Origin of the sequence: Streptomyces tubbatahanensis (genome assembly GCF_022699385.1) — a bacterium.
GTDB lineage: Bacteria > Actinomycetota > Actinomycetes > Streptomycetales > Streptomycetaceae > Streptomyces > Streptomyces diacarni.
On record NZ_CP093846.1, the window covers coordinates 6,316,462 to 6,341,514 of the forward strand.

Consider the following 25,053-nt stretch of genomic DNA (forward strand, 5'->3'; position numbering starts at 1 on the left):
TGTCCGGGCGGCTTGTCGGGGTTGCGCCGCCGGCCGTCTCGGCGGTCATGTCCAGCCCATTTCCGTGTACAGACGCCCGGAGCGGATGCCCTCGATGGCGGCCCGGGTGTACGGGACGACCTGTGCGGGGAGCTCGTCGGGATCCCAGAAGCGCCAGCCGGTGCACTTGTCGGGCTCCCGCACTTCCGGTGTCCCGGACCAGGACCGGGCGCGGAAGACGATCTGCACGCGCGGGATATCGCCGGGCACGTCGATGAGGTGCACGAGGTGGGCGAGTTCGACCTGGCCGGGGTCGATGAGCAGCCCGGCCTCCTCCCGTGCTTCCCGTACGAGGCAGGACAGGGCGCTCTCTTGCTCGCAGTGACCGGCCAGGTAGTGGTGCATGGAGGGGGCGTAGGCCGAGTCGGGGTGGCGCTGTCCGAGTAGCACGCGCCCCTGGGCGTCCTCCAGATGGAGATGCACCCCCACAACGTTCAGTACTGTCCCCTCCGGCGCCTCTGCCGGAGCGCCTTGGTCGGGTTCGTGGTCGGAGCTGGTGGGGGCCGGTGCGCCGAGGGCTGGAGGGATATGCGAGTGCGCGGCGTGGTGGCGGCGCACGAGGTCGAGGGTGGTGGGGCTGATCCGCAGGCGGGGGAGAACGTCGGGGGCGAACCAGGCCAGCATCACGCCCTCGGTCAGGGTGAGGTCGGCGGGGTCGCCGTTCCACCGGCCCGCGTAGATCTCGATGGGGACCGTCGTGCCGTCGCTGCCGCGGGCTTCTTCGGTGGCGAACGGCGTCAGCTCGTCCACATCGAGGGCTGCTTCTTCCCGCAGCTCCCGGCGGACCGTCTCGTCCAGCGACCGGTCCTGCGCTTCTCGGCCGCCGCCCAGCAGCGACCAGGCCCCCGGCTCCCAGATGCCGGGGACGTCATCGCGCAGGTGCAGGAGGTACTGGCCGGCATCGTTGTAGATCAACGCCGAGGCGTTCACCGGGCCACGCCTGGCGGGGGCCGGTGGGACGAGCTTGAGGAGTTTCTCGCGCAGCGTCGGCGAGGTGACGCGGTCGGTCGGGCGCCACTCCCACCCGGAGACCTCCTCGGCCTGCGGGGTGAGGGCTACCTCGCTGTCGTCGAGTCGGAAGAGGTAGCGCAGGTCGTAGTGGTGGTGGGCCGGTTCGTTCTTGGCCGGGTTGGCGTCGATGTCGTGCACGTCGATGTCCACGGGCACGTCGTCGTAGCCCGGCCAGGGGGCCACGGCGCCTGTCGGGATGCCGGTCTCTTCGTGCAGTTCGCGCAGGGCCGCGGCGGCGAGAGTCTGGTCTTCGGGCTCGGTGTGGCCGCCGGGGGCGAGGACCTTCCCGCTGGCGCGGTGGTGGATGTGCAGCACCCGGCCGACCTCGTCGACCAGGATCGCGCCGCAGGTCACGTGGCCGGGGAGGGTGGCACGGCTGGTCGGGTCGGCGGGGCGGTCGAGTGCCGTCAGGAGCGCGGTGAGCGCGTAGCGTTCGTCCGGGTGGCGCTCCAGGTATGCCTCGACGGTGGTGCGGATGTGGGAGCGGCTGGGTGGCATGTCATCACCTCGGAGTCGACGGGAGGGAGGTTTCGCACGGAGAGCCGGGCGGGATCTTCGAGAGGTGTTCACCGGGGCTCCTCGTGCTCGCGGACGACGCCGGATCGAGGTGCGGGGAGGGCGATGCGGTACTGGGCGGCCTGCGCTTTGTACATGCCGTGGTAGAGGCCGCCGGTGGTCATGAGCTCCTCGTGGCTGCCGTGTTCGGCGACGTGTCCGTGGTCCAGGACGTAGATGTGGTCGGCGGAGGCGGTCGCGGCGAGCCGGTGAGTGATCAGCACGACGGCGGTGCCGTCACCGGCCACGGACCGCAGCCGCTCGAAGGCGTCGATCTCCGCGTGCGGGTCCAGCGCGCTGGTGGGCTCGTCGACCAGGAGGAACGGGGCGTCGCGGTAGCGGCTGCGCGCGTTGCCCAGCTTCTGCCACTGTCCGCCCGAGAGCTGTACGCCGCGTTCGTAGCCCTTGACGACGATGGAGTCCCAGCCGTGCTCCAGGCCCTCGATCAGATCCTCCACATCGGCGGCTCGTGCGGCGCCCTTGACCCTCGGCATGTCACGGTGGCGGTCGCCTGCGCCGACGGCGATGTTCGCGGCGGCCGTCATCTGCCAGTGCGGGAAGTCCTGCGCCAGCAAGCCGATGGAGGAGAAGACCTGCGCACGGTCGGCCTCACGCACCTCCACCCGTTCCCCGTCCGCCCCCACCCACCACACCTGGCCGTCGCCGGGTAGCAACAGCCCGGCGAGAAGTTTGGCCAGCGTGGTCTTGCCGGAACCGTTCGCGCCGACCAGGGCCGTCACCTCACCCCGGCGCACGGTGAGGTCCACACCGCACAGCGCGGGCGTCTTCGCCCCCGGGTAGGTGAAGGAGACGTTCTCGACCTGGACGCACCGCGGCGGGGTGGGCAAGGGCGTGCCCGTCGTGGGGATGGCGTGCCTCGCCGCCAGTTCGGTGGCCCGCTCGGTGTCGCCGAGCTGCAGCATCTCCTCGTACATGCGGTTGACCTGCTGCACGAGGGAGGTGAGCCGGGCGGTGGAGTTGCGGATGGCGACCACGGCGGTGCCGCCTACGGCCAGCGGCAGTCCGCCGCTGGTCAGCAGCCACCACAGCATTCCGTAGCAGCCCAGGGACGCCACGCCGGAGCACGCGCCGGCCACCAGATCGGTGCGGGCCTGGGCCCGGGCCAGGCGCCGTTGCTCGGTCTCCATCAGCCCCGACATCTCGCCGTATCCGCGCAGCAGCAGGGCGGAGGCGGCGTGGACGCGGAGTTCGCCGGCGGCGTGCGGCGTCGTCAGGTACTGCAACAGCGTGGCCACCGCCCGGCGGTGGTCGACCCAGTGCAGCCGCGAGAGGTATTCGCGACGGGCGGAGCGCACGGCGCCCCAGCCCTTGGGCAGGGCGATGGCCAGCAGCATCGGCAGGAGAGCCCAGTGCAGAGAGGCGAGCACGACAGCGGCGGCCACCATGCTGATCACCACGTTCGCGACGCCCACGGACAGGCCGAGCATCCGCCGTGCGGAGTCGGTGCCGAACTTGCCGGCCTCCAGATGCCGCTGCACGTCCGGCTCTTCGGTCGCCTCGACCTCGACCCGGGTGACGGCCGCGTAGTACCGGGCGGATACCGCTCGCTCCACCTGCGGCTCCAGCCGCCCGGACATCGCCGTCGACCAGGCCGACAGGAGGGCCGTGGCCACGGACAGGACCGCCAGCGCCAGCAGGGCGGGCAGCGACTGCCGGAGCTTGTCGCCGGTCGGGCCATCGGCGAACAACTGGCTCAGCACGCCGTTGACAGCCACCAGGCCGAACCCCCCGGTCAAGCCCTGCCCGACCTGCGAGACCACCAGACCGGCCAGCGCCCGCCGGTCCGCACCCCACCCGGCCCGCAGCACCACGCCCACCATGCGCGGCAGCGCGACGGCCATCTGCCCGAACCGCATGCGCGCGAGCGCCCCCTCGTGCTCGACGTACGACTGGTTCCAGCGCAGCCGCCCGCCGAACAACTCACGCTCCACCGCCGAGATCCCCTGTGCACCGTCCTGCTGCCCCTTCATGCCGCTGCCCTCCTCACCCAGGCGCTCCCCACCGGTGAGGAGAAGCGGCCCCTGCCACGCCGGTCGCCGCTGGCCTCGCCCCGACGCGGGAAGGAACTGCCGGGGACTGCGTCAACACAAGGACACGGGCACACAGCGCGCAGTCCAGCCAAGCGGCGGTGTTCGATTCTGGTGAGGGTGGGCGCTGGAACTGGCCGGTTTGCCACGGTGTCCTCCAGATGGGCGCACGAGGGGGACTGGTGCTCCAAGAACAGGGCTGCAACGGGTGCCGTTACGGGTAGGTGCTGGACAAACGTTCTAGAAGGCGGTGCTGGGCCTGGCATGGCGGGCTCGTTGGACTTCGTGGTCATTCGAACGGAGGGCGGTCACCTCTGTGGGGGATTGCCCGGCTCGCGGGCCAGGGCGGAGCGTGAGCCGGGCGGATCCCGCTTGTAGGCTGCGGCGCCTCGTACCCCGCACACGTCTTGTGGAGCTACCTGTGTCGCTTCTCTTCGCTCGCTTTCGAGCACTCGGCCCCGCCGTGCCGCGCTCTTGCTCTGGCACGGGGGTGGCCCGTGGCGATCAGTAACGCGGAGATCTCCAACGCGCTCGCGGAGTACCTGGCGCGCTACCCGGAAGAAGCCGCACCGCTGGCTGAACCGGTGCAACGTCTGCGGCAGGGCGGCGACTTCACTTCGCGGCATACGTTCCCGATGCATGTGACGGTCGGTGCGCTGCTGGTTCGCAGCGAGACGGAGGTCTTGCTGATCGAGCACCGGGCGTATGGGCTGCTGTTGCAGCCCGGCGGCCACGTTGAGCCGACGGACACCGCGCTGGTCGATGCGGCTGTGCGCGAGCTTTCCGAAGAGACCGGCCTCGATGCCGCGGCAGTGTTTCTGGCGGATCCGGTACCCGCCTACGTCGAGTACGGGCGCGTTCCGGCGCGCCCGGAAAAGGGGGAGCCGGACCACTACCACCTCGATCTCGGGTTCGCGTTCAGCACGGACCGCGCGGACGTGGGGCAGATCCAGGAAGCGGAGGTGACCGCCGCCGCCTGGTATCCGCTCGCGGATGCCGAACGGCTGGTCGGCCACCGCATCGCCCGGGCAGTCAGCAGGCCGGCCCACGCGGGCTGACCCCGCAAAGCCGTACGGTTCGGGCCGACTGCTGCACCGGATCGCGCGGCCCACCGCCCGCGGTTGGGCTGGCGCGGTCCGGCGTCTCCTCCTCACGGCCGGGTCCCGTCGAGTTGAGCGACCACGACGAGCCAGCTCGTGATCGTGACCTCGTCGGGACGGGTCTGGGCGAACGCCTCCTGCAGGATCGCCCTCTGCTGGTCGTGGGACAGGCCGCTGTCGGGACGGGCGAAGACTGGGATGAACAGCCAGGCCCTCCGCTCGGCCATGGTGGTGTGCTGGGCCGTGACGTCTGCAGCGACCAGCGTCAGCCCGGCGGCGGTCAGGTGGCTGGTGACGGCGGAGAGCGGCAGCCGGGGGGCGCCGCTCACCTGCGTTGGGGGTGTGCCGTGGTCGCGGGTGGCGATCTGCTCGATCAGCGAGCCGAGTGACAAAGGGGCGGGTCGCGTCCGTGCGCTCGGGTGGGTGACTCCGGCGAATCCGCCGCCAACGTTGAAGACGAACCGGCCACCAGGCCGCAAAACGCGCGCCGCCGCGGTGAAGACGGCGGGAACATCTGTCTTCCAGATGGCCGAGTTGCACACGACGGCGTCGACGCCGTCGGCGAGCACTGGTGGGGTGCTTCTGGGGCGAACCCGGTGTCGGAACACCCCCGCGTCGGCGGGGAGCACGCTCACCAACGTCGAGCGATGGCTGGAGGATCCGGAACACCCCCGCGAGCGCAGGGGTGTTCCGGCCCTTGAGGGGACGAGGGATCGGCTCACCAAGTCCTTCCCCGCCGGCGCGGGGCGTCCGCTACGGCGCGGTGAACGTGCCGGCCCTTTGGCGTCCCTCCGCTGGCGATGACTTTGGCGGCCTGCGTGTCGGTCTTCGCCTCACGGGGGCAGAGACCGATAATTCGCCGCATAGCAAGACCGGGCAGATTGTCGATTGTGCAGCCCGCGTCGCCGGCGACGGTGTGGGCAGGGTGCCGATTGAGGCCGGCTGATCCACCAGGAAGGTGCCGAACTTGGTCTCCAGCTTGGCGCTCACGTCCCGCGGCTTTGGTTCGGTGTTGGACAACTGACTACCACAGCACTTCTTGCCGACCGGGGATGGGCTCGTGTCCGTGGTGGGCGCTTTTGCCGACGTCGAGGCCGAGGAAGACGTTCACTTCGGCGTTGTCGCTGAACTCAGTTCCCCGCCCTCTCTTCTGGTATTCACTCTCAGCAGACGAGAAAGAGCCTCCCAAGACTGGAAATCTCCTTCAAGGCCATGCAAACGTACAACACCCTGGAGGTACGGGGCCGATAAGCGGCCCACCAGTTGCTCATGAGGAGCCCCTTCTGCCTACGCGCCGCCGTTTCATCGGGATGACGAGCTCTGCTCCCTGCATGTCGAACGCGCTGAAGACCTCAACAATGCACGACCAATTTCACTGCAGGGCACTCTCGTCGGCCGCCAGCTTGTGCGCGCTACGGGCCTCTTGGGTGAGAATCCAGTGCAGTGGGGTCACTTCCTAGGCTGCCGTACCCTCGCCTACGAAACTGGGAACCGGCGGTGGAGTTGCATCGCGCATGGTAGGCAACGGCACTTTCTAGCGAATCTTCGATGGCCGGCGGAACTTCAACCATGAAGGGGAGTGAAGAGCCCTGTCAGCTCCGATCAAGAAGCTCCCGCCAAACGTGAAGGGGCAGATCCGCTACCGGTTCATAGTGGATGTGGGGGTCGATCCCGCTACCGGGAAGCGCAAGCAGTTGACCCGCACGTTCGACACCTTGAAGGAAGCGAAGGCTGAGTATGCGCGTATCACTCACCGTCGCCACGAAGGCACGTTCGTGCAGCCCAGGAGGAGGATCGCCTCGCGGCTGGTGAGGCATACGCCTTCACGGCTACGTGCTTGCAGACGAACTCGGCGTCGTGTTGAACGGCCGGCACCTCGTGCGCCGCGCGTGCCCGGCCGTGCCGCGCGTGCCCGGTCGTGCCGCGCGTGCCTGGTCGTGCCGCGCGTGCCCGGTCATGCCGCGAAACGGCCTCCGCCGTGTACGCCTGTACGATGCCCGAACCGCGTGCCCGGCCCGGCTCGCCCGCGAGGGCGTGGCGGTGCGCGTCCTCGCCCAGCCGGCAGGCCGCACGGGCGTCAGGGTGACGACGAGGCGACACGTGAAGCCGGATGTGGAGGATCTGCGACCGGCGGCGGGAGCCTGAGGTGGACTCGTGGAGGACGAGACCCCTCTGGCAGGAGACTGTGCGAGATATGGGAGCGTGAGCGGGTGAGCGACACGACCGCCAAGACCCTGCAACACCGCCTTGAAGGGCCGGAACACGCCCCCCTGCTTGTCCTCGGCCCGGCACTGGGCACCACCTGGCACATGTGGGACCGGCAGATTCCGGAACTCACCCGGCACTGGCGGGTGCTCCGCTTCGACCTGCCGGGGCACGGCGGCTCGCCGGCCTACTCGGCCGACTCGGCCGACGCCTTCGCCGAGCGGCTGCTGGCCACTCTCGACACGCTGGGCATCGAACGGTTCGGCTACGCGGGCTGCGCGCTCGGCGGTGCCATCGGCGTGCAGCTCGCCCTGCGCGCGCCCCAGCGGGTCACCTCGCTGGCACTGATCTCTTCCTCGCCGCGCTTCGCCACCCCCGACAGCTGGCGCCAGCGCGGCGTCGTCATCCGCACCAACGGGCTCGACCCGATCGCCCGCACGACGCCGGAACACTGGTTCACCTCCACCTTCGCCGCCGCGCAGCCCGCGATCGTCGAGTGGGCCGTCCAGATGGTGCGCACCACCGATCCCGGCTGCTACATCGCCGCGTGTGAGGCGCTGGCCTCCTTCGACGCGAAGGCGTCCCTGGACCGGATAGGCGTGGGCACGCTGGTCGTCGCGGGGGCCGACGACCAGGTCACCCCGCCCGCCGAGGCCCGGGCGCTGGTCGCCGGCATCCCGGACGCGCGGCTGGCCATCGTGCCGGGCGCCTCCCATCTGACGCCCGTCGAGCAGCCCGGTGCCGTCACCGACCTGCTCATCCGGCACTTCACCACCACCTGGCAGGAGTCGGCGGCGGGTCCGCCCGCTCCCGCTCCCGTGATCACGCCCGTGCCGCCGCAGGCGTCGGCCGTGGCCGAGCTGGAGTCCGCGCAGGCCGCCGCGGCGCGCACCGACGCCTACGACGCGGGCATGAAGGTCCGCCGCGAGGTGCTCGGCGACGCGCACGTCGACCACGCGACGGAGGGCTCCGACGCCTTCACGGACGACTTCCAGCACTTCGTGACCCGCTACGCCTGGGGCGAGGTGTGGACGCGTACCGGCATCGACCGCCGTACCCGCTCGGTGATCACCCTCACCGCGCTGGTGGCCCGCGGCCACCTCGACGAGCTCGGCTTCCACACCCGTGCCGCGCTGCGCAACGGGCTGACGCCCGACGAGATCAAGGAAGTGCTCCTCCAGACGGCCGTCTACTGCGGTGTGCCCGCGGCCAACTCGGCCTTCGCCGTGGCACAGCGGGTCATCCGGGAGGAGACCACGCCGGAGGATCGCAGGGACGCGGGCGCTCCCGTCGAAGCAGAATGAGCCCCATGGGATTCGACACGAACGACGCACCGCTGGGACTCACCAAGCAGGGCCACGCCTGCGTCCGCCTGCACAAGGAGGGGCGCACCCTCGTCATCGACCCGGGCGGCTTCAGCGAGCAGGAAGCCGCACTCGGCGCCGACGTGCTGCTGGTCACCCACGAGCACCCCGACCACTTCGACGAGCTGCGGCTGCGGGCCGCCATGGAGGACAACCCGGAGGCCGAGATCTGGACGCTGCGCAGCGTCGCCGACCAGATCTCCGGTGCCTTCCCCGGGCGCGTCCACGTCGTGGGCCACGGGGACACCTTCGAGGCCGCGGGCTTCCGGATCGAGGTCCACGGCGAGCTGCACGCCGTCATCCACCCCGACATCCCGCGCATCACCAACGTCGGCTTCGTCGTGGACGGCCTGGTCTTCCATCCCGGCGACGCGCTGACCGTTCCGGCGCGCCCCGTGCACACGCTGCTGCTGCCGGTGCACGCCCCCTGGAACAAGTACTCCGAGGTCCTGGACTACGTGCGCGCCGTGGGCCCGACGCAGGTCTACGACATCCACGACGGGCTCCTCAACGACAACGGCCTCGGACTCTTCGGCCGGATGCTGGGCGCGGGCGGGCCGGGAACGGGTGGCGCGGCCCACGCCCACCTCGACCCGGGGGAGCGTGTCTCACTGGCGCGGTAGCCTGCATGCTCCGGGGGACCACCCCCGTAGCCCCGACGGAGTCTGCATGCGTATCGCCACCTGGAACGTCAATTCGATAACAGCCCGCCTGCCGCGCCTCACCCAGTGGCTGGAGACGGCTCAGCCCGACGTGCTCTGCCTGCAAGAGCTCAAGGTGTCCGACGACGCCTTCCCGCAGCAGGAGCTGCGCGCGCTCGGGTACGAGTCGGTCGTCAGCGCCCAGGGCCGGTGGAACGGGGTCGCGGTCCTCTCCCGCGTCGGCATCGAGGACCCGGCTCTCGGCCTGCCCGGCGCGCCCGAGTGGGAGGGCACCGTCGAGGCCCGTGCCGCGGCCGCCACCTGCGGCGGCGTGCGGGTGTGGTCCCTCTACGTGCCCAACGGGCGTGAGATCGGCCACCCCCACTACGAGTACAAGCTCCAGTGGCTCGCGGCGCTGCGGGACACCGCCGAGAAGTTCGCCTCCGCGTCGACGCCCTTCGCGGTCCTCGGCGACTTCAACATCGCGCCGACCGACGCGGACGTGCACGACATCACCCAGTTCGAGGCCTCCACCCACGTGACCTCACGTGAGCGCGAGGCGCTCGCCGCGCTGGAGGCCGCGGGGGTCTCGGACGTCTACCCGCGGCCCCTCAAGTACGACGTTCCGTTCACGTACTGGGACTACCGGCAGCTGTGCTTCCCCAAGAACCGCGGCATGCGGATCGACCTGGTGTACGGAAACGAGGCGTTCGTGACCGGCGTCTCCGACGCGTACGTGGACCGTGAGGCGCGCAAGGGCAAGGGCGCCTCGGACCACGCGCCCGTGGTGGTCGACCTCGACCTGTAGGGCGCTCCGGCCCCCCGTCGCCCCTCCCGCCGGGTCCCGCCTCCTGGCACGGAGGCGGGGCCCCGGGGGAGGGGCGGGTCCTCACCCGGTGAGGGCCCGCAGGTCCACCGACTCGCCGAGAGCCTTCAGCCCCGCGTCGCCGGGGTGCAGATGGTCCCCCGAGTCGTACGCGGGGGCCATCCGCGCGGGATGCTCCGGGTCCCTGACGACCTTGTCGAAGTCGAGCACGGCGTCGAAGGAGCCGCCGCTCTCCCGCACGAAGGCGTTCACCTTCTGGCGCCGCGCGTCGACCTCAGCCGTGCAGTCCTTGTAGCCCTCGCAGGGCGTGATGGTGGCGCCGACGACCCGCAGCCCCTGCGCGCGGGCGCGTGCGGCGATGGCCCGCATGCCCGCGATGACCTCCTCGGCGCTGGCGCCCCACCGCACGTCGTTGATGCCTTCGAACAGGACGACGGTGCGCGCGTTCGTCTGGGCGAGGACGTCCCGCTCCAGCCGGTGCTGGGCGCTCACCCCGGCCGTGTCGGTGCTGATGCCGTCGCCCGGGTAGCGGTCGCTGGCGACGCGGTTGGCGGAGATGCCGTGGTTGAGGACGCCGAGGCGCGGCACGTCGCTCTGGTTGAGCAGCCGGCCGGCCAGCACGTCGGGCCAGCGCCGGTTGGCGCCCTGCGTGGAGCGGACGCCGTCGGTGATGGAGTCGCCGAGCGCGACGACCGAGCCGGGGCCGCCCTGGACGTCGACGCCGGTCAGGAAGGGCCACATCGACAGGGAGCGGGTGAAGGCGCCGCCGGCCGTGTCGCCTGTGCGGTTTCCGCTGCCGCCTTCGCTCAGGTAGGACCGCTGGAGCGCCTCGCTGTGCACGGGCGCGGCGCTGACCGGCTCTGGCAGATGGATGCTGACCAGCAGGTTCGTGTCCTGGGGTACGTCGAATCCGACGGGGTCGCTGACGGCGCGGGCGCCCGCGGGGATGCGGGTGCCGGCTCGTCCGCCGTCGAAGGTGAGCGGCACCGGGCGGCCCTTCGCCGTGGCGCCGTCCTTCTGGACGGCGAGAGAAGCGTGTCCGATGCGTACGGGCTGGGCCGCGAAGGTGTTCTCCAGCCTGATGCGGGCCTTCGGCCCGCCGGCCGAGGTGTGGACGACCAGCCGCAGCGTCTGGTCCTGCCACGGCCCGACCCCGGTGTAGCCGCCGGTGCTGGCGGCCCAGCTGCCGGTCCATCCGGTGCTCTGCGGGCGGGGGGCGATGTCGAAGACGTGCAGGTCGGCGTCGGTGCCCGGGTCCTTGGGCAGGGTGACGGAGGCGAGGGTGCGGCCGCGTTCGAGGGGCACCGTGACGGCGTAGATCCTCACCTTCTCGCCCACCTGGTCGCCCTGCCGGGTGTTGAGGTGGGGGAGTGCGACGGCTTTGGTGGCGAGGGGGCCGCCGCGCCAGTCGCCTGCGGTGAGGGTGTAGTGGCCGCGGGAGCCGTCCCGGTAGTGGAGGGTGCCTTCGCCGCTGACGGTGTCGCCGGGGCCGTGCGGCGAGGTGGCGGCCACCAGGAAGGAGAGCGCGGTGCCGCTGCCGTCGACCCGTACCCGCTGGCCGTCGGCGCGTACGTTGTCCGGGCGGCCCGGGGCGCGGTCGGGCCAGCGCAGCCGCGCGGCGTCCAGGTCGAGCCGGGTGCCGGGGGACCATCCCGTGGCCTTGAGGTCCTGTGCGGACAGGGAGCGGCCCGCGCCGTCGAAGTCGGCGGCGCCGGGGTCCGCGTCGTCGCTGACGGCGCGGTTGTCGTAGAGCTTCTCCAGGGGGAGTGGCCGCTTGGCGGGGGCGGCGGCCCGGCTCGCCGCGGCGGGGGTCTGTGCGGTGGCGGTGGCGGTCAGCGCGGGTGCGGTGGCGGTCGTGGCGGCGAGCAGGACGGTGAGGGATCTGATCCAGGTACGTCTGCGCACGTGTTGCCCTCTCGTGGGAACTCCAGCAGCGTTGTGTGCACTTCGGATTCGACCGAGGCGGGGTGAAGTTAGGGAGGCCCTGACGCGACGTCAAGGTGTCCTTCGGCCCAACCGGGTGGGCTCGTCGCACCGCGCGCCTATGGTGCCCGGGGCCGTGAGAATGCCACGCTGTCAGGCATGCACTTCCCCTTTCTGGACAACTGGCGCAAGCCCCACCCGGATGCCGAGGGGGCGGCGACGGTGACCGACGAGTTGTCGGGCGACCAGACGAGCGCGGCGCAGCTCCTGTCCGAATGCGAACTGCTGCGCGAACAGGCGGGCGCCGCCGGGGTCGAACTCGACGACACCGTCGAGTCGTTGACCGCTCTCGACCAGCTGCTGCCGCACTGGCGCGAGGACCCGGAGGTCACGCCCTGGCTGGGCGCCGACGCCGGGCTCTACCTGGGAACGGTGATGGTGCGTTCGGTGCCGGGCGCCCGCTGGGTGCGCTGGCCCGACGGGCAGCCCGTGGTGCGGCTCCCGTCCGGACGGGAGGTCGACGTGCTCGCGGAGGGCGCCACCTGGGCGGAGACGGGTTCGCCCGAGCTCTCCCAGGCGTACGCGGAGGTCAGCGAGGACTGACCGGCCGCCGCCCGGGCCCTGTGGTGGTGGGTCCGGAAGCGCGACAGGCGAGAGAGGAGAGGCCACGCTTCCTGTTGTAAACCCTTACTGCGTGTCATCCCGGTAGTGACCCATTCAGCCCGATAGTTTCCCTTTCCTATGGAAACGCTGCCGCTGGAACCGCTCATCGAGCTGCGTGGGGTCAACAAGCACTACGGCGCGCTGCACGTGCTCAAGGACATCGACCTCACCGTGGGCCGCGGCGAGGTCGTGGTCGTGATCGGCCCCTCCGGCTCGGGCAAGTCCACGCTGTGCCGCACCATCAACCGCCTGGAGACCGTCGACTCGGGCACCCTCACCCTTTCGGGCCGGCCGCTCCCCGCCGAGGGCAGGGAGCTGGCCAGGCTGCGCACGGAAGTCGGCATGGTGTTCCAGTCCTTCAACCTCTTCGCGCACAAGACCGTGCTGGCCAACGTGGCGCTCGCCCCCGTCAAGGTGCGCGGCAGGAAGAAGGACGAGGCCGAGCACCGCGCCCGCGAACTCCTGCACCGCGTCGGCCTCCTCGAACACGGGCAGAAGTATCCGGCCCAGCTCTCCGGAGGGCAGCAGCAGCGGGTGGCCATCGCCAGGGCCCTGGCCATGGAGCCGCAGGCACTGCTGTTCGACGAGCCGACGTCCGCGCTCGACCCGGAGATGATCAGCGAGGTGCTGGAGGTCATGCAGCAGCTGGCCAGGGAGGGGATGACGATGGTCGTCGTCACCCACGAGATGGGGTTCGCCCGCTCGGCGGCCAACCGCGTGGTCTTCATGGCCGACGGACAGATCGTCGAGGACCGCACCCCGGAGGAGTTCTTCACCGCGCCGCGCAGCGAGCGCGCCAAGGACTTCCTCTCCAAGATCCTCAAGCACTGAGAGGCCGCCCCTCGTGCCTGCGCACACCCCCGTCCCCCGGCGCCGCGGCCCGCTCCCGCACCCACCCGCGCACCCGCGCTCCCTGTCGCGGCGCGGCCCGCGCCGGCGCCGCGCCCTCGGCGCCGTCACCCTCCTCGTCGCGCTCGCCGCCGCCTGCGGCGTCCCCGGCAGCCCGCCCGCCCGCGGCCCGCAGCCCGGCGCCCTGCCGCACTACGCGGTCGCCGAGGACTTCTCTCTCCCCTCCTCGCCCACCTGGACCCGCGCCCACCAGCGCGGACGCCTGACCATCGGCGTCAAGGAAGACCAGCCGGGCATGGGCGAGAAGAACCCGGCCACCGGCGAGTACACCGGCTTCGACATCGAGATCGCCGAGATGATGGCCGCCTCTCTCGGCTTCGACCCCGACCGGCAGATCGAGTACAAGGCCATCGCCTCGGCCAACCGCGAAACCGCCCTCCAGAACGGCCAGATCGACTACTACGTCGGCACCTACACCATCAACGAGGGGCGCAGGAAACTCGTCGGCTTCGCCGGTCCGTACTACATCGCGGGACAGCGGCTGCTGGTACGCAAGGGCAACAAGCAGCTCAAGGGGCCGCAGGACATGGCGGGCAGGAAGATCTGCTCCGCCGTCGGCTCCACCCCGCTCCAGCGCATCCAGTCCGACTACCCGCGCGCGAAGCCCGTCGCCTACGACAGCTACGCCATCTGCGTCGACAACCTCCTCAACGACCAGGTCGACGCCGTCACCACCGACGACACGATCCTGCTCGGCTACGCCGCCAAGGATCCCGAGCACCTGAAGGTCGTCGGCAAGGCGTTCTCCGAGGAGCCCTACGGCATCGGCGTGCCCCGCGAGGACCACGCGCTCGCCCGCGCCCTCGACGACGCCCTCGTCGCGCGGGAGGAGAACGGCGACTGGAAGCGGGCCTACGACGTCACTCTCGGCCTCTCCGGCGCCCCCGCGCCGACACCGCCCCGCGTCGACCGCCGACTGACGAGCTGAGAGGAACCAAGCGGCTCCATGGACGTACTGACACAGAACTTCGCCCTCTACGGTGAGGGCTTCTGGGGCACCGTGCGGCTGACCGTCTACGCCTCGCTGCTGGCGCTCGCCGTCGGCGTCGTGATGGCCGGGTTCCGGGTGGCGCCCGTGGCGGCACTGCGCGGCGTGGGCACCGCCTGGGTGACGGTCCTGCGCAACACCCCGCTCACCCTGCTGTTCTTCGCCATGCTGCTGGGGCTGCCGCGCTTCGGGGTGGCCCTGCCCTTCGAACTGTTCGCGGTGCTCGCCCTGGGCTGCTACACCTCCTCCTTCATCTGCGAGGCGGTGCGCTCCGGCATCAACACCGTCCCCGTCGGCCAGGGCGAGGCCGCCCGCAGCCTGGGCATGACCTTCGGCCAGACGCTCGGCACCGTCGTGCTGCCCCAGGCGTTCCGCACCGTCATCGCGCCGATCGGCTCCACCCTCATCGCGCTGGCCAAGAACTCCGCCATCGCGGGCTCCTTCAGCGTCGTCGAACTGCTGAGCACCTACAAGACGCTCAGTGAGAACGGCTACAACGTCATCTGGAGCTTCGTGTGGATCGCGCTGGGATACCTGATCCTCACCCTCGCCATCTCCGGCCTCTTCCACGCCCTGGAGCGGCGCTGGGGGGTGGCCCGATGACCACGCCGCCGCCCGCCCCGCCGCCCCCCTCGGGGCTGGCCACACTGCTGCGCGGACGCGGCGCCAAGCGCCCGCCGAAGGCCGTGGCCTCCGCGCTCTACGACATCCCCGGGCCCCGCGCCCGCGCCCGCCACCTGCTCTACGGTCTCCTGACCTCGCTCGCGCTCGCCGCACTGCTGGCCTGGATCTGCTGGCTCCTCCTCGACACAGGACAGTTCGCCCACGTCAAGTGGCGCCCCTTCGCCTACGAAGGCGTACAGGAGATGCTGCTCGGCGGCCTCGGCAACACCCTCAAGGCCTTCGCGATGGCCGCCGTCCTCGCCCTGGCGCTGGGCGCCGTGCTGGCCGCGGGACGGCTCTCGGACCACCGGCCGCTGCGCTGGGTGAGCACCGTGCTGGTGGAGTTCTTCCGGGCCATGCCGGTGCTCGTCATGATCTTCTTCGTCTTCGTCGCGTTGCAGGTCCAGGCGCTGCCCGCCCTGGTGACCGGGCTGACCCTCTACAACGGCTCCGTGCTCGCCGAGGTCTTCCGCTCCGGTGTGCAGTCCGTCGACCGGGGCCAGCGCGAGGCCGCCTACGCGCTCGGCCTGCGCAAGACCCAGGTCATGGTCCACGTCCTGGTGCCGCAGGCCGTGCGCGCCATGCTGCCGACGATCATCAGCCAGCTCGTCGTCGCCCTCAAGGACACCTCGCTGGGGTACCTGATCACCTACGAGGAGTTCTTGCACGCCGGGCGGCTGATCGCCATCAACATGGACTACACCATGCCGTTCATCCCCGTCGTCATCGTCATCTCGGCGCTCTACATCGGCCTGTGCATGCTGCTGTCCTGGTTCGCCAACTGGGTCGCCCGCCGCGAGCGGCGCAACGTGAAGAACGAGGCGGTACCCGTCGCCCCCGCCGAGGCCGGGTCCACGATGCCGGGAGCCCGCCCCTGACCGCCGCCCCGCGCGCGGCTCAGCGGGTGGGTGCGGCGGTCGCCTCCCGCGTCACGTCGGCCACCAGTTCCACCACGTCGGGGCCGTAGGCGCGGGAGTTGACCACCCGCAGCAGCAGGCAGAAGTCTCCCCCGTGCCCGTGCCTGCGGGCCAGTCGCTCCTGGTGCCGTGCCAGGTAGCGGGCGGCGGCCTGGTTGGTGAGGGAGCGCTGGCCGCATATCAGGAAGACGGGCCGCACCGCCTCACCGTCCCCGCGCTCTCCTCTCGGGCCGGCGGGGGACGAGGCCCCGGTGAGCCGGGCCAGCAGCACGTACTCGACGCTGCCCTTCTCCATCCGGTAGTGCTCGCCGCCCACGCTGAACGCGGCCCGGTCAGGCCCCGGTTCGGCGTCCGTGTTCACGGCCACGCCGGGCAGCAGCATCTCCATGTGCGCCGCCGTGCGCTGGTTGGAACCCGGACCGCCCAGGCAGAACTCGGTGTGCTCCCCGAACCCCCGGCGGGCCGCGTCGTGCGCCACCACCTCCATCCGCGCGCCGCAGTCCTTGACGAGCGCGGACAGCTCCAGCAGCGCGAACACGTCGTTGCGCGCGACGGCGGCCTCGTCGGTCGCCGGGTCGTGATTGACCACCAGCAGGCACCCGGAGTGCGCCGGCAGCCCGAAGAAGCGCTGCTGCCTGTGGAGTTTGCGCCGCCAGACGGAGGTGCGGGCGAACCACCCCGCCGCGGCGGTGATCGCCGCCGCCACCAGTCCCAGCGCGAGCTCGCGCACGTTGTCGTCCATGACGCGGCAGCGTAGGCCCTCGCGGGCGCACCGACCGAGGGGGTGAGCGCGTACGGGCGCCGTCGCGAGGTGCTGACGCATGCGCGTCAAGAGCATTACGCTGTCGCGGATCACGCGCTCACCCGCGGAGCCAGCGCAAAGGAGGCCCCTCCCATGACGCCCTCTCCCGACCCCGCCGGCCGGCCGAACGCCCCCTCCCCGCCCCGTCATCAGGGCCCGCCTGCGTCCCGCCGCGGCGGACGCACGTCCGACGGCGGTGTCCTGCGGGGCTTCGGTGCGCTGCGGTGGAGGCGGGCACGGACAGCGGCCGGACCACAGGCGAAGGCCGCCCGGCGCGGGATCGGCGTGCTGACGGTCGCCGCCGTGGTGGCGGGCCTGACGGGCGCGGCCCCCGGCACGGCGGGCGGCGCGGACGCGACGGGTGAGGGAAGATCCGGCCCTCCCCCCAAGAGTCCTGTCGCCACGGGCTACGGGGGCGCCGTCTCCAGCGTCGACGCGGACGCCTCGGCCGCGGGCATCGAGGTGCTCAAGCGGGGTGGCACGGCCGCGGACGCGGCCGTGGCGACCGCGGCGGCGCTCGGTGTGACGGAGCCGTACTCGGCGGGCGTCGGCGGCGGCGGGTACTTCGTGTACTACGACGCGCACTCCCGCAAGGTGCACACCATCGACGGCCGCGAGAAGGCACCGCTGAGCGCCGACGAGAAGCTGTTCACCGAGGACGGGAAGCCGATCCCCTTCGACGAGGCCGTCACCAGCGGCCTGAGCGTCGGCACCCCGGGCACGGCGGCGACCTGGGAGAAGGCCCTGGACGCTTACGGCTCCCAGTCGTTGGCGAAGGTACTCCAGCCGGCGACGAGGCTGGCCCGCGAGGGCTTCACCGTCGATGAGACGTTCCGCGAGCAGACGGCCGACAACGAGAACCGCTTCCGTGACTTCCCCGCGACGGCGGACCTGTTCCTGCCCGGCGGCGAGTTGCCGAAGGTCGGCTCGACGCTGAGGAACCCGGACCTGGCCCGCACCTACGACCTGCTGGCCCGCAAGGGCACCAGGGCGCTGTACCACGGCAAGCTGGCGCGCGACATCGTGCGGACCGTGCGCGAGCCCGCGGTGGCCGAGGGTGCGGACCGCGAGGTGCGCCCCGGCGACCTGCGGACCAAGGACCTGGCGGCATACGAGACGCGGTCGCAGAAGCCGACCCGCACCGCCTACCGGGGCCTCGACGTGTACGGGATGGCGCCCTCCTCCTCCGGCGGTACCAGCGTCGCGGAGGCGCTGAACATCCTGGAGCGAAGCGACCTGGGCGCGATGAGCGAGAAGGAGTACCTGCACCGCTACCTGGAGGCGAGCCGTATCGCGTTCGCCGACCGCGGCCGCTGGGTGGGCGACCCGACCCAGGAGTCCGTGCCGACCAGGGGCCTGACCTCGCAGCGGTTCGCGGACTCCCGCGCGTGCCTGATCGACGACGACGAGGTGCTGAACAGCCCGGTCGCGCCGGGCGATCCGCGGCACCCGCGCGCCTGCGACCGCGGTGACGCGGACCAGGCGGCGCCCACCACCTACGAGGGCGAGAGCACCACGCACCTCACGGTCTCCGACAAGTGGGGCAACGTCGCGGCCTACACGCTGACCATCGAGCAGACCGGTGGCAGCGGCATGGCCGTGCCGGGACGCGGCTTCCTGCTGAACAACGAGCTGACGGACTTCTCCTTCACGCCGGCCACCCCCGGCGTGTACGACCCGAACCTGCCAGGCCCCGGCAAGCGGCCCCGCTCCTCGATGTCGCCGACGATCGTACTGAAGCACGGCAAGCCGGTTCTGGCGCTGGGGTCGCCCGGTGGCGCGACCATCATCACCACGGTGCTGCAGACACTCACCAACCATCTCGACCGCGGCATGCCGCTGGTCGACGCGATCGCCGCGCCGCGCGCCAGCCAGCGCAACGCCGAGCAGACGGAGGCCGAGCCCGCGCTGATGGACAGCACGGCGCGGCGCCAACTGGAGAAGCTGGGCCACTCGTTCAAGGAGACGGCCGAGATCGGTGCGGCCACCGGCGTGCAGCGTCTCCCCTCAGGGCGCTGGCGCGCGGCGGCCGAGACCGAGCGCAGGGGTGGCGGCTCGGCGAGGGTCGTCCACCCGACGCACGGCTGACCGGCGGGCGGCCGCCCACGCCGGCGGCGCCGGGCGCGGCTCCGCGAGGGCCGCGCCCGGCCTGCCTCACGCGAGGAAGCCGAGCACCAGTGCGTCGGTCTCCGCCGCCGCCACGTACAACCGCCCTCAGCTGCGGGCGCTGTCCCAGGCCGCGCTGTGCAGGAAGTGGTTGTCGTACCTCTCCTGGATCTCCAGCAGGCTCTCCGGCGGGAGTTCGCCGCCGGCGACGCGGGCCAGGTGCCGGAAGTAGTCGAAGCGCGCGACGCCGGGCGCCAGGACGATCAGCAGGTCGGCGTTGTGCCCGGGCGCGGCGGCGAACGCGTGCGCCGTGTGCGGGGGCACGACGACCAGGTCCCCGCGTTCGGCGATCAGGACCTGGTCCCCGGACAGCACCTGGGCGGCGCCGTCGAGCACGTAGAACATCTCGGCGGACCGGGTGTGCCGGTGCGGGGTGGCACCGCTCGCGCCGTCGAAGAGGGTGACGCGCTGGGTGGAGAGCGCGCCGCCGGTCTGGTCGGCGTCGGCCAGCAGGGCGACGGTCGAGGGCGCCTGCCCCAGCACCTCGGCCTCGGCGGCGCGGACGACGACCGTGTCGTCGAACTCGGGCACGATCAGCGACATGCGGACCTCCGTGGGCGCGGCGTTGCGGCGGGACACCGCCCGTACGTCAGGCATTCTCCACCAGCCGGGCCGGACCCGGCCGCCTGGGCGTGTCAGGCCCGCCTGGGCGCGGCGGCCCGGCCCCGGCCGGTGGCGGGGCGGGACGGGTCAGGCGGCGGCGAGTGCGGCCACGACCTCGTCGGCGGATCCGGTCTCGCCCAACCGGGGGAAGACGCCGTCGACGGAGGCCCGGTGCCCGTCGGTGTCCATGTCGGTGCAGGCGTCCTCGACGACGGTCACGTGGTAGCCGTGCTCGTGCGCGGAGCGCGCGGTGGACTCGACGCCGAAGCGGGTGGCGATGCCGCCCAGGACGATCTGGGTGACTCCGCGCCGCCGCAGCTCCAGGTCGAGGGAGGTGCCGTAGAAGGCGCCCCAGTTCTGCTTGGTGACGCGGATGTCGGTGGGCTGCGGGTCGAGCTCGGGACGCAGGTCGGCGTGGTCGGCGGGGCGTTCGCCGCGCCCGCCCAGGGCGGCGGCCGTGCGGCCCGGTGCGCCGCCCTGGACGGTGACGAGGACGACGGGCAGCCCGCGCCGCCGGAACTCGGCCGCCAGGCGGGCACCGCGCCGGACGACCTCGTCCGCAGGGTGGGGCGCGGTCGGCATGCCGGTGATGCCCTTCTGAAGGTCGATGAGGACGAGCGCGGTGCGGGGGTCCAGGGTCAGGGCCATGGGTGTGCTCCTCGGTACGGGGTGGACATGCGGGGTCGGTGGGGTTACGAACGGCCGCGCAGGGCACGGTCGGTGACGGTGAGCGCGAGCACGACGACGCTGAGCACCCCTGCCGTCACGGCTATCAGGTGCAGACCCGCGTCGTCGGCCCGCTGCCCGTAGAAGAGAGCGATGAGGCTGGACGCGGTGAGGGCACCCAGGTATTGGGAGGTGCGCTGGAGCCCGGCGGCCGCGCCCACCCCGTCGGCGGGCGCCTGGCGGGCGACGGCGGCCTGGTTGCTCGTGCCGGCCAGGCCCTGCGGCAGCCCGCACAGGACGGAGGCCAGCAGCAGCGCGGCCAAGGGCGTGCTGCCGTGCGCCAGAGCGAGCGTTCCCGCTCCGGCGAGCAGCAGCACGGCGGCGAGGACGAGGGGGCCGCGGAGGTCCTTCGTCCGGGCGCCGAGCAGCGCGCAGACGGCGGCGGCCAGCGACATCGGCAGCATGATCAGGCCGGAGTCGAACGAGGAGAAGCCGTGCGACTCCTCCAGCCACTGCGCGTAGCCGTACATCACGCAGTAGATGACCAGGTACGTGAGTCCGTGCCGCAGGTAGGTGAGCACCAGCGCTCGGTGCCGCGCCAGCACGCGCAGGTCGAGGAACGGGGCGGGGGTGCGCAGTTGCCACCACACGAACGCGCACGCCAGCAGCGCGAAAGGCGCCAGCAGCGGCCAGCGCGGGTGGCCGAGCTCCATCAGGAAGAGCATCACCGTGGTCAGGACGCCGGCGAAGAGCAGGACGCCCAGCGCGTCGATGCCGGTGCGCGGCCGTCCGGGTGCGCGGGCGGCGCGCGGCGGGTCCCTGGGGAGCCACAGCAGCGCCAGGCCCAGCCCGGCGAGGGCCACCGGTATGTTGACGGCGAAGATCGCCCGCCACCCCGCCGTCGCCGCCAGCAGCCCGCCCAGGACGGGGCCGACGGCGGCGCTGCCGAGCCCGGCCAGGGACAGCCGCGCGAGAACGGGGCGCGGCACGTGGGTGCCCAGCCGCACGGCCTCGGTCCGCAACAGCGCCATGGCGCACGGGTACGCGGCCGACGTGCCGACGCCCAGCAGCACGCGGGAGACGATCAGCCAGCCGAACGCGGGCGCCGCCGCACCCACCGCACCGGCCGCGGTGACGATCACGAGGCCGGCGAGGAAGACGCGGCGGGGTCCGAGCGCGTCGGCGAGCTTGCCCATGGCCGGCTGGGCGACGGCGCTGGCGAGGTAGAGGGAGGCCACCAGCCAGGCGGTGTCGGCGGAGCCGACACCGAAGCCGCGGCCGATCACCACCAGCGCGGTGGCGATCATCGTCGAGTTGACGGGGTTGAGGAGGGAGCCCAGCAGCAGCGGGGTCATCAGGCGGGCGCCGAAGCCGCCGCCGTGCACCGGGGGACCGGTGGGTCCGGCGGGCTCGTGTCCGGTTGGCTCGGGCCCGGTGTGCCCGGCGCCGGCCGCCGGGGCGCTCCGGTCGAGCACCTTGCCCGTACGGCCTCGCTCCCCGCCCCCTGCCGCCGGGTCGCTCACCGCGTGTCCCGCGCGCCCGAGTCGTCTCCCGCGCGGGCGTCGTCTTCCGCCCCGGAGTCCTCCCCGATGTCGGCGGAGTCGTGTTCCCCGACGGCGGGGCCGTTCTCCGCGACGAGCCTGCGCAGCAGGACGGCCGCCGCGGCGAGTGTGCCGCGCTCGGCGCCATCCAGCCGGGTGGCGAGGGCCTCGGAGAGCCAGTCGTGCTTGGCCCGGCGTACGGCGTCGAGCGTGCGCGCTCCCTCGGGGGTCAGGGCGAAGACCACCTGGCGGCCGTCCGTCGGGTGGGGGCTGCGTGCGAGGATGCCTCGCTCCTCCAGCGCGCCGACGGTGACCCGCATGGACTGCGGGCGCACCAGTTCGGCGCGGGCGAGCGCGGCGATGGTGGTGGGGCCCGTGCGCAGTATCCGGCCCAGTACGGAGCGCTGGGTCGGGGTCAGCTCTCCCGCGGGGGAGGCGGCCCGCAGGTGCCTGCCGAGCGCCCCGACGGCGGCTGCCACCTCGGCGGCCAGCTCTGCGGTCTCTGCGGGCTCTGTGCGCTCCGCGGTCTTCGCGGGCTTACGGGCGCGTCCGCTGTCCTTGTGCGGCATACGTCGAGCCTACGATTTCGACAGGGAAACTTGCAAGTTTCCCTGTCGACGCGCTGCGCTCCGCACGCCGTCGGGCGGAGGTCCGCGGACGTCCGCTGGTGGGTGTCCGGTGGGCGTCCGCGCTCCGGCGGACGCCCACCAGCTCAGCCGGCGTCCGTCGGCCTCCCCGTCGGAACGGTCACGTTCGAGGGGTCGGCGGCCGGAGAGGTGAAGTCCAGGCGGGCGTCGTCCGGGTTGTGCTCGGCGTACAGCGGGTCGACGGTGTCGATGACGACGGCGAGCTTGTGGCCCTTCGGTACGTCGTAGGCGGTGGAGAAGAGGTCCAGGTCCACGGCGAACGGCTGGTCCGGGGTGCGGTCGTGGAAGGTGTGCGGGGCGTGGGTGATCAGCCTGCCCGCGCCGAGGGGGCCCACGTCGTACAGGTAGGCGTAGAAGGTGCCGCTCTCGGCGGTGCTGGTGACGGTGGTGTGCAGCTTCGCCGTGCCGCGCACGGGCGTGTCCTCGCCGTACCGCTCCGACTCCCACACGGCGGCCCGGGAGCGCGGCAGCAGCGGCACGGAGACGACGGGCGGCAGCTTGAGGAACTGGTCGAGGAGGCCCGTCAGGAACATCGTGCCGCCGTTGGCCCCGGAGTCCTTGCCGGTGTTGAGGTCCTTCTTCCCGTCCAGGGAGATGGCCCGCTCGCCCGAAGGGACCTCCTTCCAGCTCTTGTAGCCCTCGTAGGCGCCGGTCGACCTGGATGTGAGCTGGACCGGGGGTTCGGTGTCGATGCCGTTCCTCTCGCCCTTGAGGTAGCGGTCGAACCAGTCGTGCGCGTGTGACCAGGTGTCGTTGGGCAGTCCGAGCAGGCCGGTGGCCTCCGGGGTGGCGTGGTCGCCGGGGCGGAACTCCAGCCGCTTGGGTCCGCGCAGCTTCTCGTAGAAGTCGGCGTACTGGTTGGGCGGGAAGATCGAGTCGTTCCAGGCGTTGCCGAGCATGATGGCGGCGCCGTTGTCGTTGATCCGGTCGAGGTAGGTCGCGGGGGAGCGCTTCTTGCCCCACGCGATCATCTCGTCCTCCTTGTCGAGGTTGGACTCGGTGAAGTCCTTGAGTATCTGCCGCAGTTCGGGGCTGGGCCGTCCGGTCAGCTCGCCCGCGCCGCCGAGCAGCCCCGCGGCCTGGAGGTGCTGGGTGCGGCCGCTGTAGATGGAGCCGATCAGGTCGGCCCAGCCGCTGAGCGCGGTGACGGCCTTGATGCGGGGGTCGTGGCCGGCCGCCAGCAGGCTGATGCCGGCGCCGTAGGAGACGCCGCCCATGCCGACGCGGTCCTTGTCGGCGGGGGTGTGGGCGAGGGCCCAGTCGATGACGCGGGAGGCGTCGGCGATGTCCTCGGGGCCGCCGACCTCGATCTCGCCACCGGACTGCCAGAAGCCGCGCGAGTTGTAACTGACGACGACGTACCCGGCGTCGGCGAGCTTCTTGGCCTGTGCCAGGTACTCGATCTGCGGGAGGCCCCAGCTGGTGGGGAGCACGATCAGCGGGTAGGTGCGCGCCGAGTCGGCGGAGGCGCCGTCGGGCAGGGCGACGTTGGCCTTGAGGGTGGTGCCGCCGTCGCCCTCGATGTCCACGAAGTCGATCCCCGAGGCGGTGGCGCCGGTGGCGGCCGGCGCGGTCAGGGCGGTGGCGGGGGCGAGGGTGAGGCCGGTGGCGGCGAGTGTTGTGGCGAGGAGGACCGAGGCGTAACGCACTGCGGTGGGGGAGGGGCGCATGCACGGCTCCAGACGTCATCGGTGGCCCGGGCTGGAAAGTGACTGGAGAGTAACCACGACGGGCTACCGGAGGTAACCCATCAGTAGGTTACGGAGCGGTAAAGCCGGCGGCTCCCGTGCGCCCCCGCCGGGGTTCTTGTCACGCGCTCCGAGGCGACTTACCGTCGCAACCTCACGTATGTCTACGCGTGTCGAACAGGCTGCCGCCCTCACGAAGGAGCTGCTCATGCCCGATGTCGTACGTGCCGCGCTGGTGCAGGCGACCTGGACAGGCGACACCGAGTCGATGCTCGCCAAACATGAGAAGCACGCCCACGAGGCCGCCCGCCAGGGAGCGCGGATCATCGGCTTCCAGGAGGTCTTCAACGCCCCCTACTTCTGCCAGGTGCAGGACCCCGAGCACTACCGGTGGGCCGAGCCGGTGCCGGACGGGCCCACCACCCGGCGGATGTCCGAACTGGCCAGGGAGACCGGCATGGTGGTCGTCTCCCCGGTCTTCGAGGTGGACGGCTCCGGCTTCTACTACAACACCGCCGCCGTCATCGACGCCGACGGCACCGTCCTGGGCACCTACCGCAAGCACCACATCCCGCAGCTGCCGGGCTTCTGGGAGAAGTTCTACTTCCGCCCCGGCAACCTGGGCTGGCCGGTCTTCGAGACCGCCGTCGGCAAGGTCGGCGTCTCCATCTGCTACGACCGGCACTTCCCCGAGGGCTGGCGCGCCCTCGGTCTGGCCGGCGCCCAGATCGTCTACAACCCCTCGGCCACCTCGCGCGGCCTCTCCTCCCACCTGTGGCAGCTGGAACAGCCCGCGGCCGCCGTCGCCAACGAGTACTTCGTCGCGGCCATCAACCGCGTGGGCACCGAGGAATACGGCGACAACGACTTCTACGGCACCAGCTACTTCGTCGACCCGCGCGGCCGGTTCGTCGGGCAGCCCGCCTCGGACACGGAGGAGGAACTGCTGGTCCGCGACCTCGATCTGGGCATGATCGACGAGGTGCGGCAGCAGTGGGCCTTCTACCGGGACAGGCGCCCCGACGCCTACGAGGGGCTGGTGCGGCCGTGAGCCCGGAGCCCGGAGCCACCGCGGGCTCCGCCGCCAC

General features: G+C 71.9%; 20 protein-coding genes and 3 pseudogenes. 12 read left to right on the forward strand and 11 right to left on the reverse strand.

The window, feature by feature from the left end; all coding sequences use genetic code 11:
• Nucleotides 1–45: 45 nt before the first annotated feature.
• A complete protein-coding gene (locus MMF93_RS27085) occupies nucleotides 46–1,548 on the reverse strand; it encodes an NUDIX domain-containing protein (RefSeq protein ID WP_242755551.1) in 1,503 nt (500 codons plus the stop codon).
• Between the two features lie 68 nt (nucleotides 1,549–1,616).
• Nucleotides 1,617–3,596, reverse strand: coding sequence for an ATP-binding cassette domain-containing protein (locus MMF93_RS27090; RefSeq protein WP_242755552.1), 1,980 nt, complete (start codon nucleotides 3,594–3,596; stop codon nucleotides 1,617–1,619).
• A gap of 554 nt (nucleotides 3,597–4,150) precedes the next feature.
• Here MMF93_RS27090 and MMF93_RS27095 point away from each other — a divergent pair.
• Nucleotides 4,151–4,711, forward strand: a complete 561-nt coding sequence (locus MMF93_RS27095) for an NUDIX hydrolase (protein ID WP_242755553.1) — start codon at nucleotides 4,151–4,153, stop codon at nucleotides 4,709–4,711.
• Between the two features lie 92 nt (nucleotides 4,712–4,803).
• Here the strand turns inward: MMF93_RS27095 and MMF93_RS27100 are convergent, their stop codons facing one another.
• Together MMF93_RS27100 and MMF93_RS27105 are read right to left on the reverse strand one after the other, a co-directional pair.
• The gene (locus MMF93_RS27100; RefSeq protein ID WP_242755554.1) at nucleotides 4,804–5,322 is read right to left on the reverse strand and encodes a methyltransferase domain-containing protein; all 519 of its coding nucleotides are present in this window, start codon (nucleotides 5,320–5,322) and stop codon (nucleotides 4,804–4,806) included.
• Nucleotides 5,323–5,549: 227 nt separating this feature from the next.
• Nucleotides 5,550–5,864 (reverse strand): annotated as a pseudogene (locus tag MMF93_RS27105) (IS110 family transposase); the annotation flags it as partial.
• A 511-nt stretch (nucleotides 5,865–6,375) separates the two neighbouring features.
• Here MMF93_RS27105 and MMF93_RS33430 point away from each other — a divergent pair.
• From MMF93_RS33430 to MMF93_RS27125, 4 genes and pseudogenes are all read left to right on the forward strand, one after another.
• Nucleotides 6,376–6,513 (forward strand): annotated as a pseudogene (locus tag MMF93_RS33430) (Arm DNA-binding domain-containing protein); the annotation flags it as partial.
• A 450-nt stretch (nucleotides 6,514–6,963) separates the two neighbouring features.
• Nucleotides 6,964–8,262: a bifunctional 3-oxoadipate enol-lactonase/4-carboxymuconolactone decarboxylase PcaDC gene (gene pcaDC / locus MMF93_RS27115; protein ID WP_114022854.1), complete on the forward strand. Its 1,299-nt coding sequence runs from the start codon at nucleotides 6,964–6,966 to the stop codon at nucleotides 8,260–8,262.
• A gap of 5 nt (nucleotides 8,263–8,267) precedes the next feature.
• Complete coding sequence (locus MMF93_RS27120) at nucleotides 8,268–8,945, forward strand: MBL fold metallo-hydrolase (protein ID WP_181860963.1); 678 nt, start codon at nucleotides 8,268–8,270, stop codon at nucleotides 8,943–8,945.
• A 46-nt stretch (nucleotides 8,946–8,991) separates the two neighbouring features.
• The gene (locus tag MMF93_RS27125; RefSeq protein ID WP_114022855.1) at nucleotides 8,992–9,771 is read left to right on the forward strand and encodes an exodeoxyribonuclease III; all 780 of its coding nucleotides are present in this window, start codon (nucleotides 8,992–8,994) and stop codon (nucleotides 9,769–9,771) included.
• Between the two features lie 81 nt (nucleotides 9,772–9,852).
• On the opposite strand, the gene MMF93_RS27130 is transcribed toward MMF93_RS27125, so the two are convergent.
• The gene (locus tag MMF93_RS27130; RefSeq protein WP_242755555.1) at nucleotides 9,853–11,694 is read right to left on the reverse strand and encodes an SGNH/GDSL hydrolase family protein; all 1,842 of its coding nucleotides are present in this window, start codon (nucleotides 11,692–11,694) and stop codon (nucleotides 9,853–9,855) included.
• Between the two features lie 177 nt (nucleotides 11,695–11,871).
• On the opposite strand from MMF93_RS27130, the gene MMF93_RS27135 reads away from it, so the two are divergent.
• The 5 genes from MMF93_RS27135 (at nucleotide 11,872) to MMF93_RS27155 (ending at nucleotide 15,813) form a co-directional block, all read left to right on the forward strand.
• Complete coding sequence (locus tag MMF93_RS27135) at nucleotides 11,872–12,315, forward strand: DUF6278 family protein (RefSeq protein WP_242755556.1); 444 nt, start codon at nucleotides 11,872–11,874, stop codon at nucleotides 12,313–12,315.
• Between the two features lie 147 nt (nucleotides 12,316–12,462).
• Nucleotides 12,463–13,206, forward strand: a complete 744-nt coding sequence (locus MMF93_RS27140) for an amino acid ABC transporter ATP-binding protein (RefSeq protein WP_274709554.1) — start codon at nucleotides 12,463–12,465, stop codon at nucleotides 13,204–13,206.
• An 82-nt stretch (nucleotides 13,207–13,288) separates the two neighbouring features.
• Nucleotides 13,289–14,212, forward strand: coding sequence for a glutamate ABC transporter substrate-binding protein (locus MMF93_RS27145; protein ID WP_242757802.1), 924 nt, complete (start codon nucleotides 13,289–13,291; stop codon nucleotides 14,210–14,212).
• An 18-nt stretch (nucleotides 14,213–14,230) separates the two neighbouring features.
• Nucleotides 14,231–14,875: an amino acid ABC transporter permease gene (locus MMF93_RS27150; RefSeq protein WP_242755559.1), complete on the forward strand. Its 645-nt coding sequence runs from the start codon at nucleotides 14,231–14,233 to the stop codon at nucleotides 14,873–14,875.
• Entirely contained in the window at nucleotides 14,872–15,813 is a 942-nt protein-coding gene (locus tag MMF93_RS27155; protein ID WP_242755561.1) for an amino acid ABC transporter permease, read from the forward strand. Before MMF93_RS27150 ends, MMF93_RS27155 begins: the two co-directional genes overlap by 4 nt.
• 19 nt (nucleotides 15,814–15,832) lie before the next feature.
• On the opposite strand, the gene MMF93_RS27160 is transcribed toward MMF93_RS27155, so the two are convergent.
• Entirely contained in the window at nucleotides 15,833–16,594 is a 762-nt protein-coding gene (locus MMF93_RS27160; protein ID WP_242755563.1) for a hypothetical protein, read from the reverse strand.
• A 153-nt stretch (nucleotides 16,595–16,747) separates the two neighbouring features.
• Here MMF93_RS27160 and ggt point away from each other — a divergent pair, with 153 nt between their 5' ends.
• Entirely contained in the window at nucleotides 16,748–18,742 is a 1,995-nt protein-coding gene (ggt, locus tag MMF93_RS27165; protein WP_242755565.1) for a gamma-glutamyltransferase, read from the forward strand.
• 126 nt (nucleotides 18,743–18,868) lie between these two features.
• On the opposite strand, the gene MMF93_RS27170 is transcribed toward ggt, so the two are convergent.
• The 5 genes and pseudogenes from MMF93_RS27170 to MMF93_RS27190 all read right to left on the reverse strand — a co-directional run bounded on the left by MMF93_RS27170 (nucleotide 18,869) and on the right by MMF93_RS27190 (nucleotide 23,947).
• Nucleotides 18,869–19,363 (reverse strand): cupin domain-containing protein, encoded by a 495-nt coding sequence (locus tag MMF93_RS27170; RefSeq protein WP_242757803.1) that lies wholly within the window; start codon nucleotides 19,361–19,363, stop codon nucleotides 18,869–18,871.
• A 147-nt stretch (nucleotides 19,364–19,510) separates the two neighbouring features.
• Nucleotides 19,511–20,071 (reverse strand): isochorismatase family protein, encoded by a 561-nt coding sequence (locus MMF93_RS27175; RefSeq protein ID WP_242755566.1) that lies wholly within the window; start codon nucleotides 20,069–20,071, stop codon nucleotides 19,511–19,513.
• A gap of 44 nt (nucleotides 20,072–20,115) precedes the next feature.
• Nucleotides 20,116–21,474 (reverse strand): MFS transporter, encoded by a 1,359-nt coding sequence (locus tag MMF93_RS27180; RefSeq protein ID WP_242757804.1) that lies wholly within the window; start codon nucleotides 21,472–21,474, stop codon nucleotides 20,116–20,118.
• Between the two features lie 242 nt (nucleotides 21,475–21,716).
• Nucleotides 21,717–22,199, reverse strand: a pseudogene (locus MMF93_RS27185) (MarR family winged helix-turn-helix transcriptional regulator); the annotation flags it as partial.
• A gap of 143 nt (nucleotides 22,200–22,342) precedes the next feature.
• A complete protein-coding gene (locus MMF93_RS27190; RefSeq protein WP_242755567.1) occupies nucleotides 22,343–23,947 on the reverse strand; it encodes a CocE/NonD family hydrolase in 1,605 nt (534 codons plus the stop codon).
• A 226-nt stretch (nucleotides 23,948–24,173) separates the two neighbouring features.
• Between MMF93_RS27190 and MMF93_RS27195 the strand changes: the two genes are divergently transcribed.
• Entirely contained in the window at nucleotides 24,174–25,016 is an 843-nt protein-coding gene (locus MMF93_RS27195; protein ID WP_242755568.1) for a nitrilase-related carbon-nitrogen hydrolase, read from the forward strand.
• The last annotated feature ends 37 nt before the right edge of the window (nucleotides 25,017–25,053 follow it).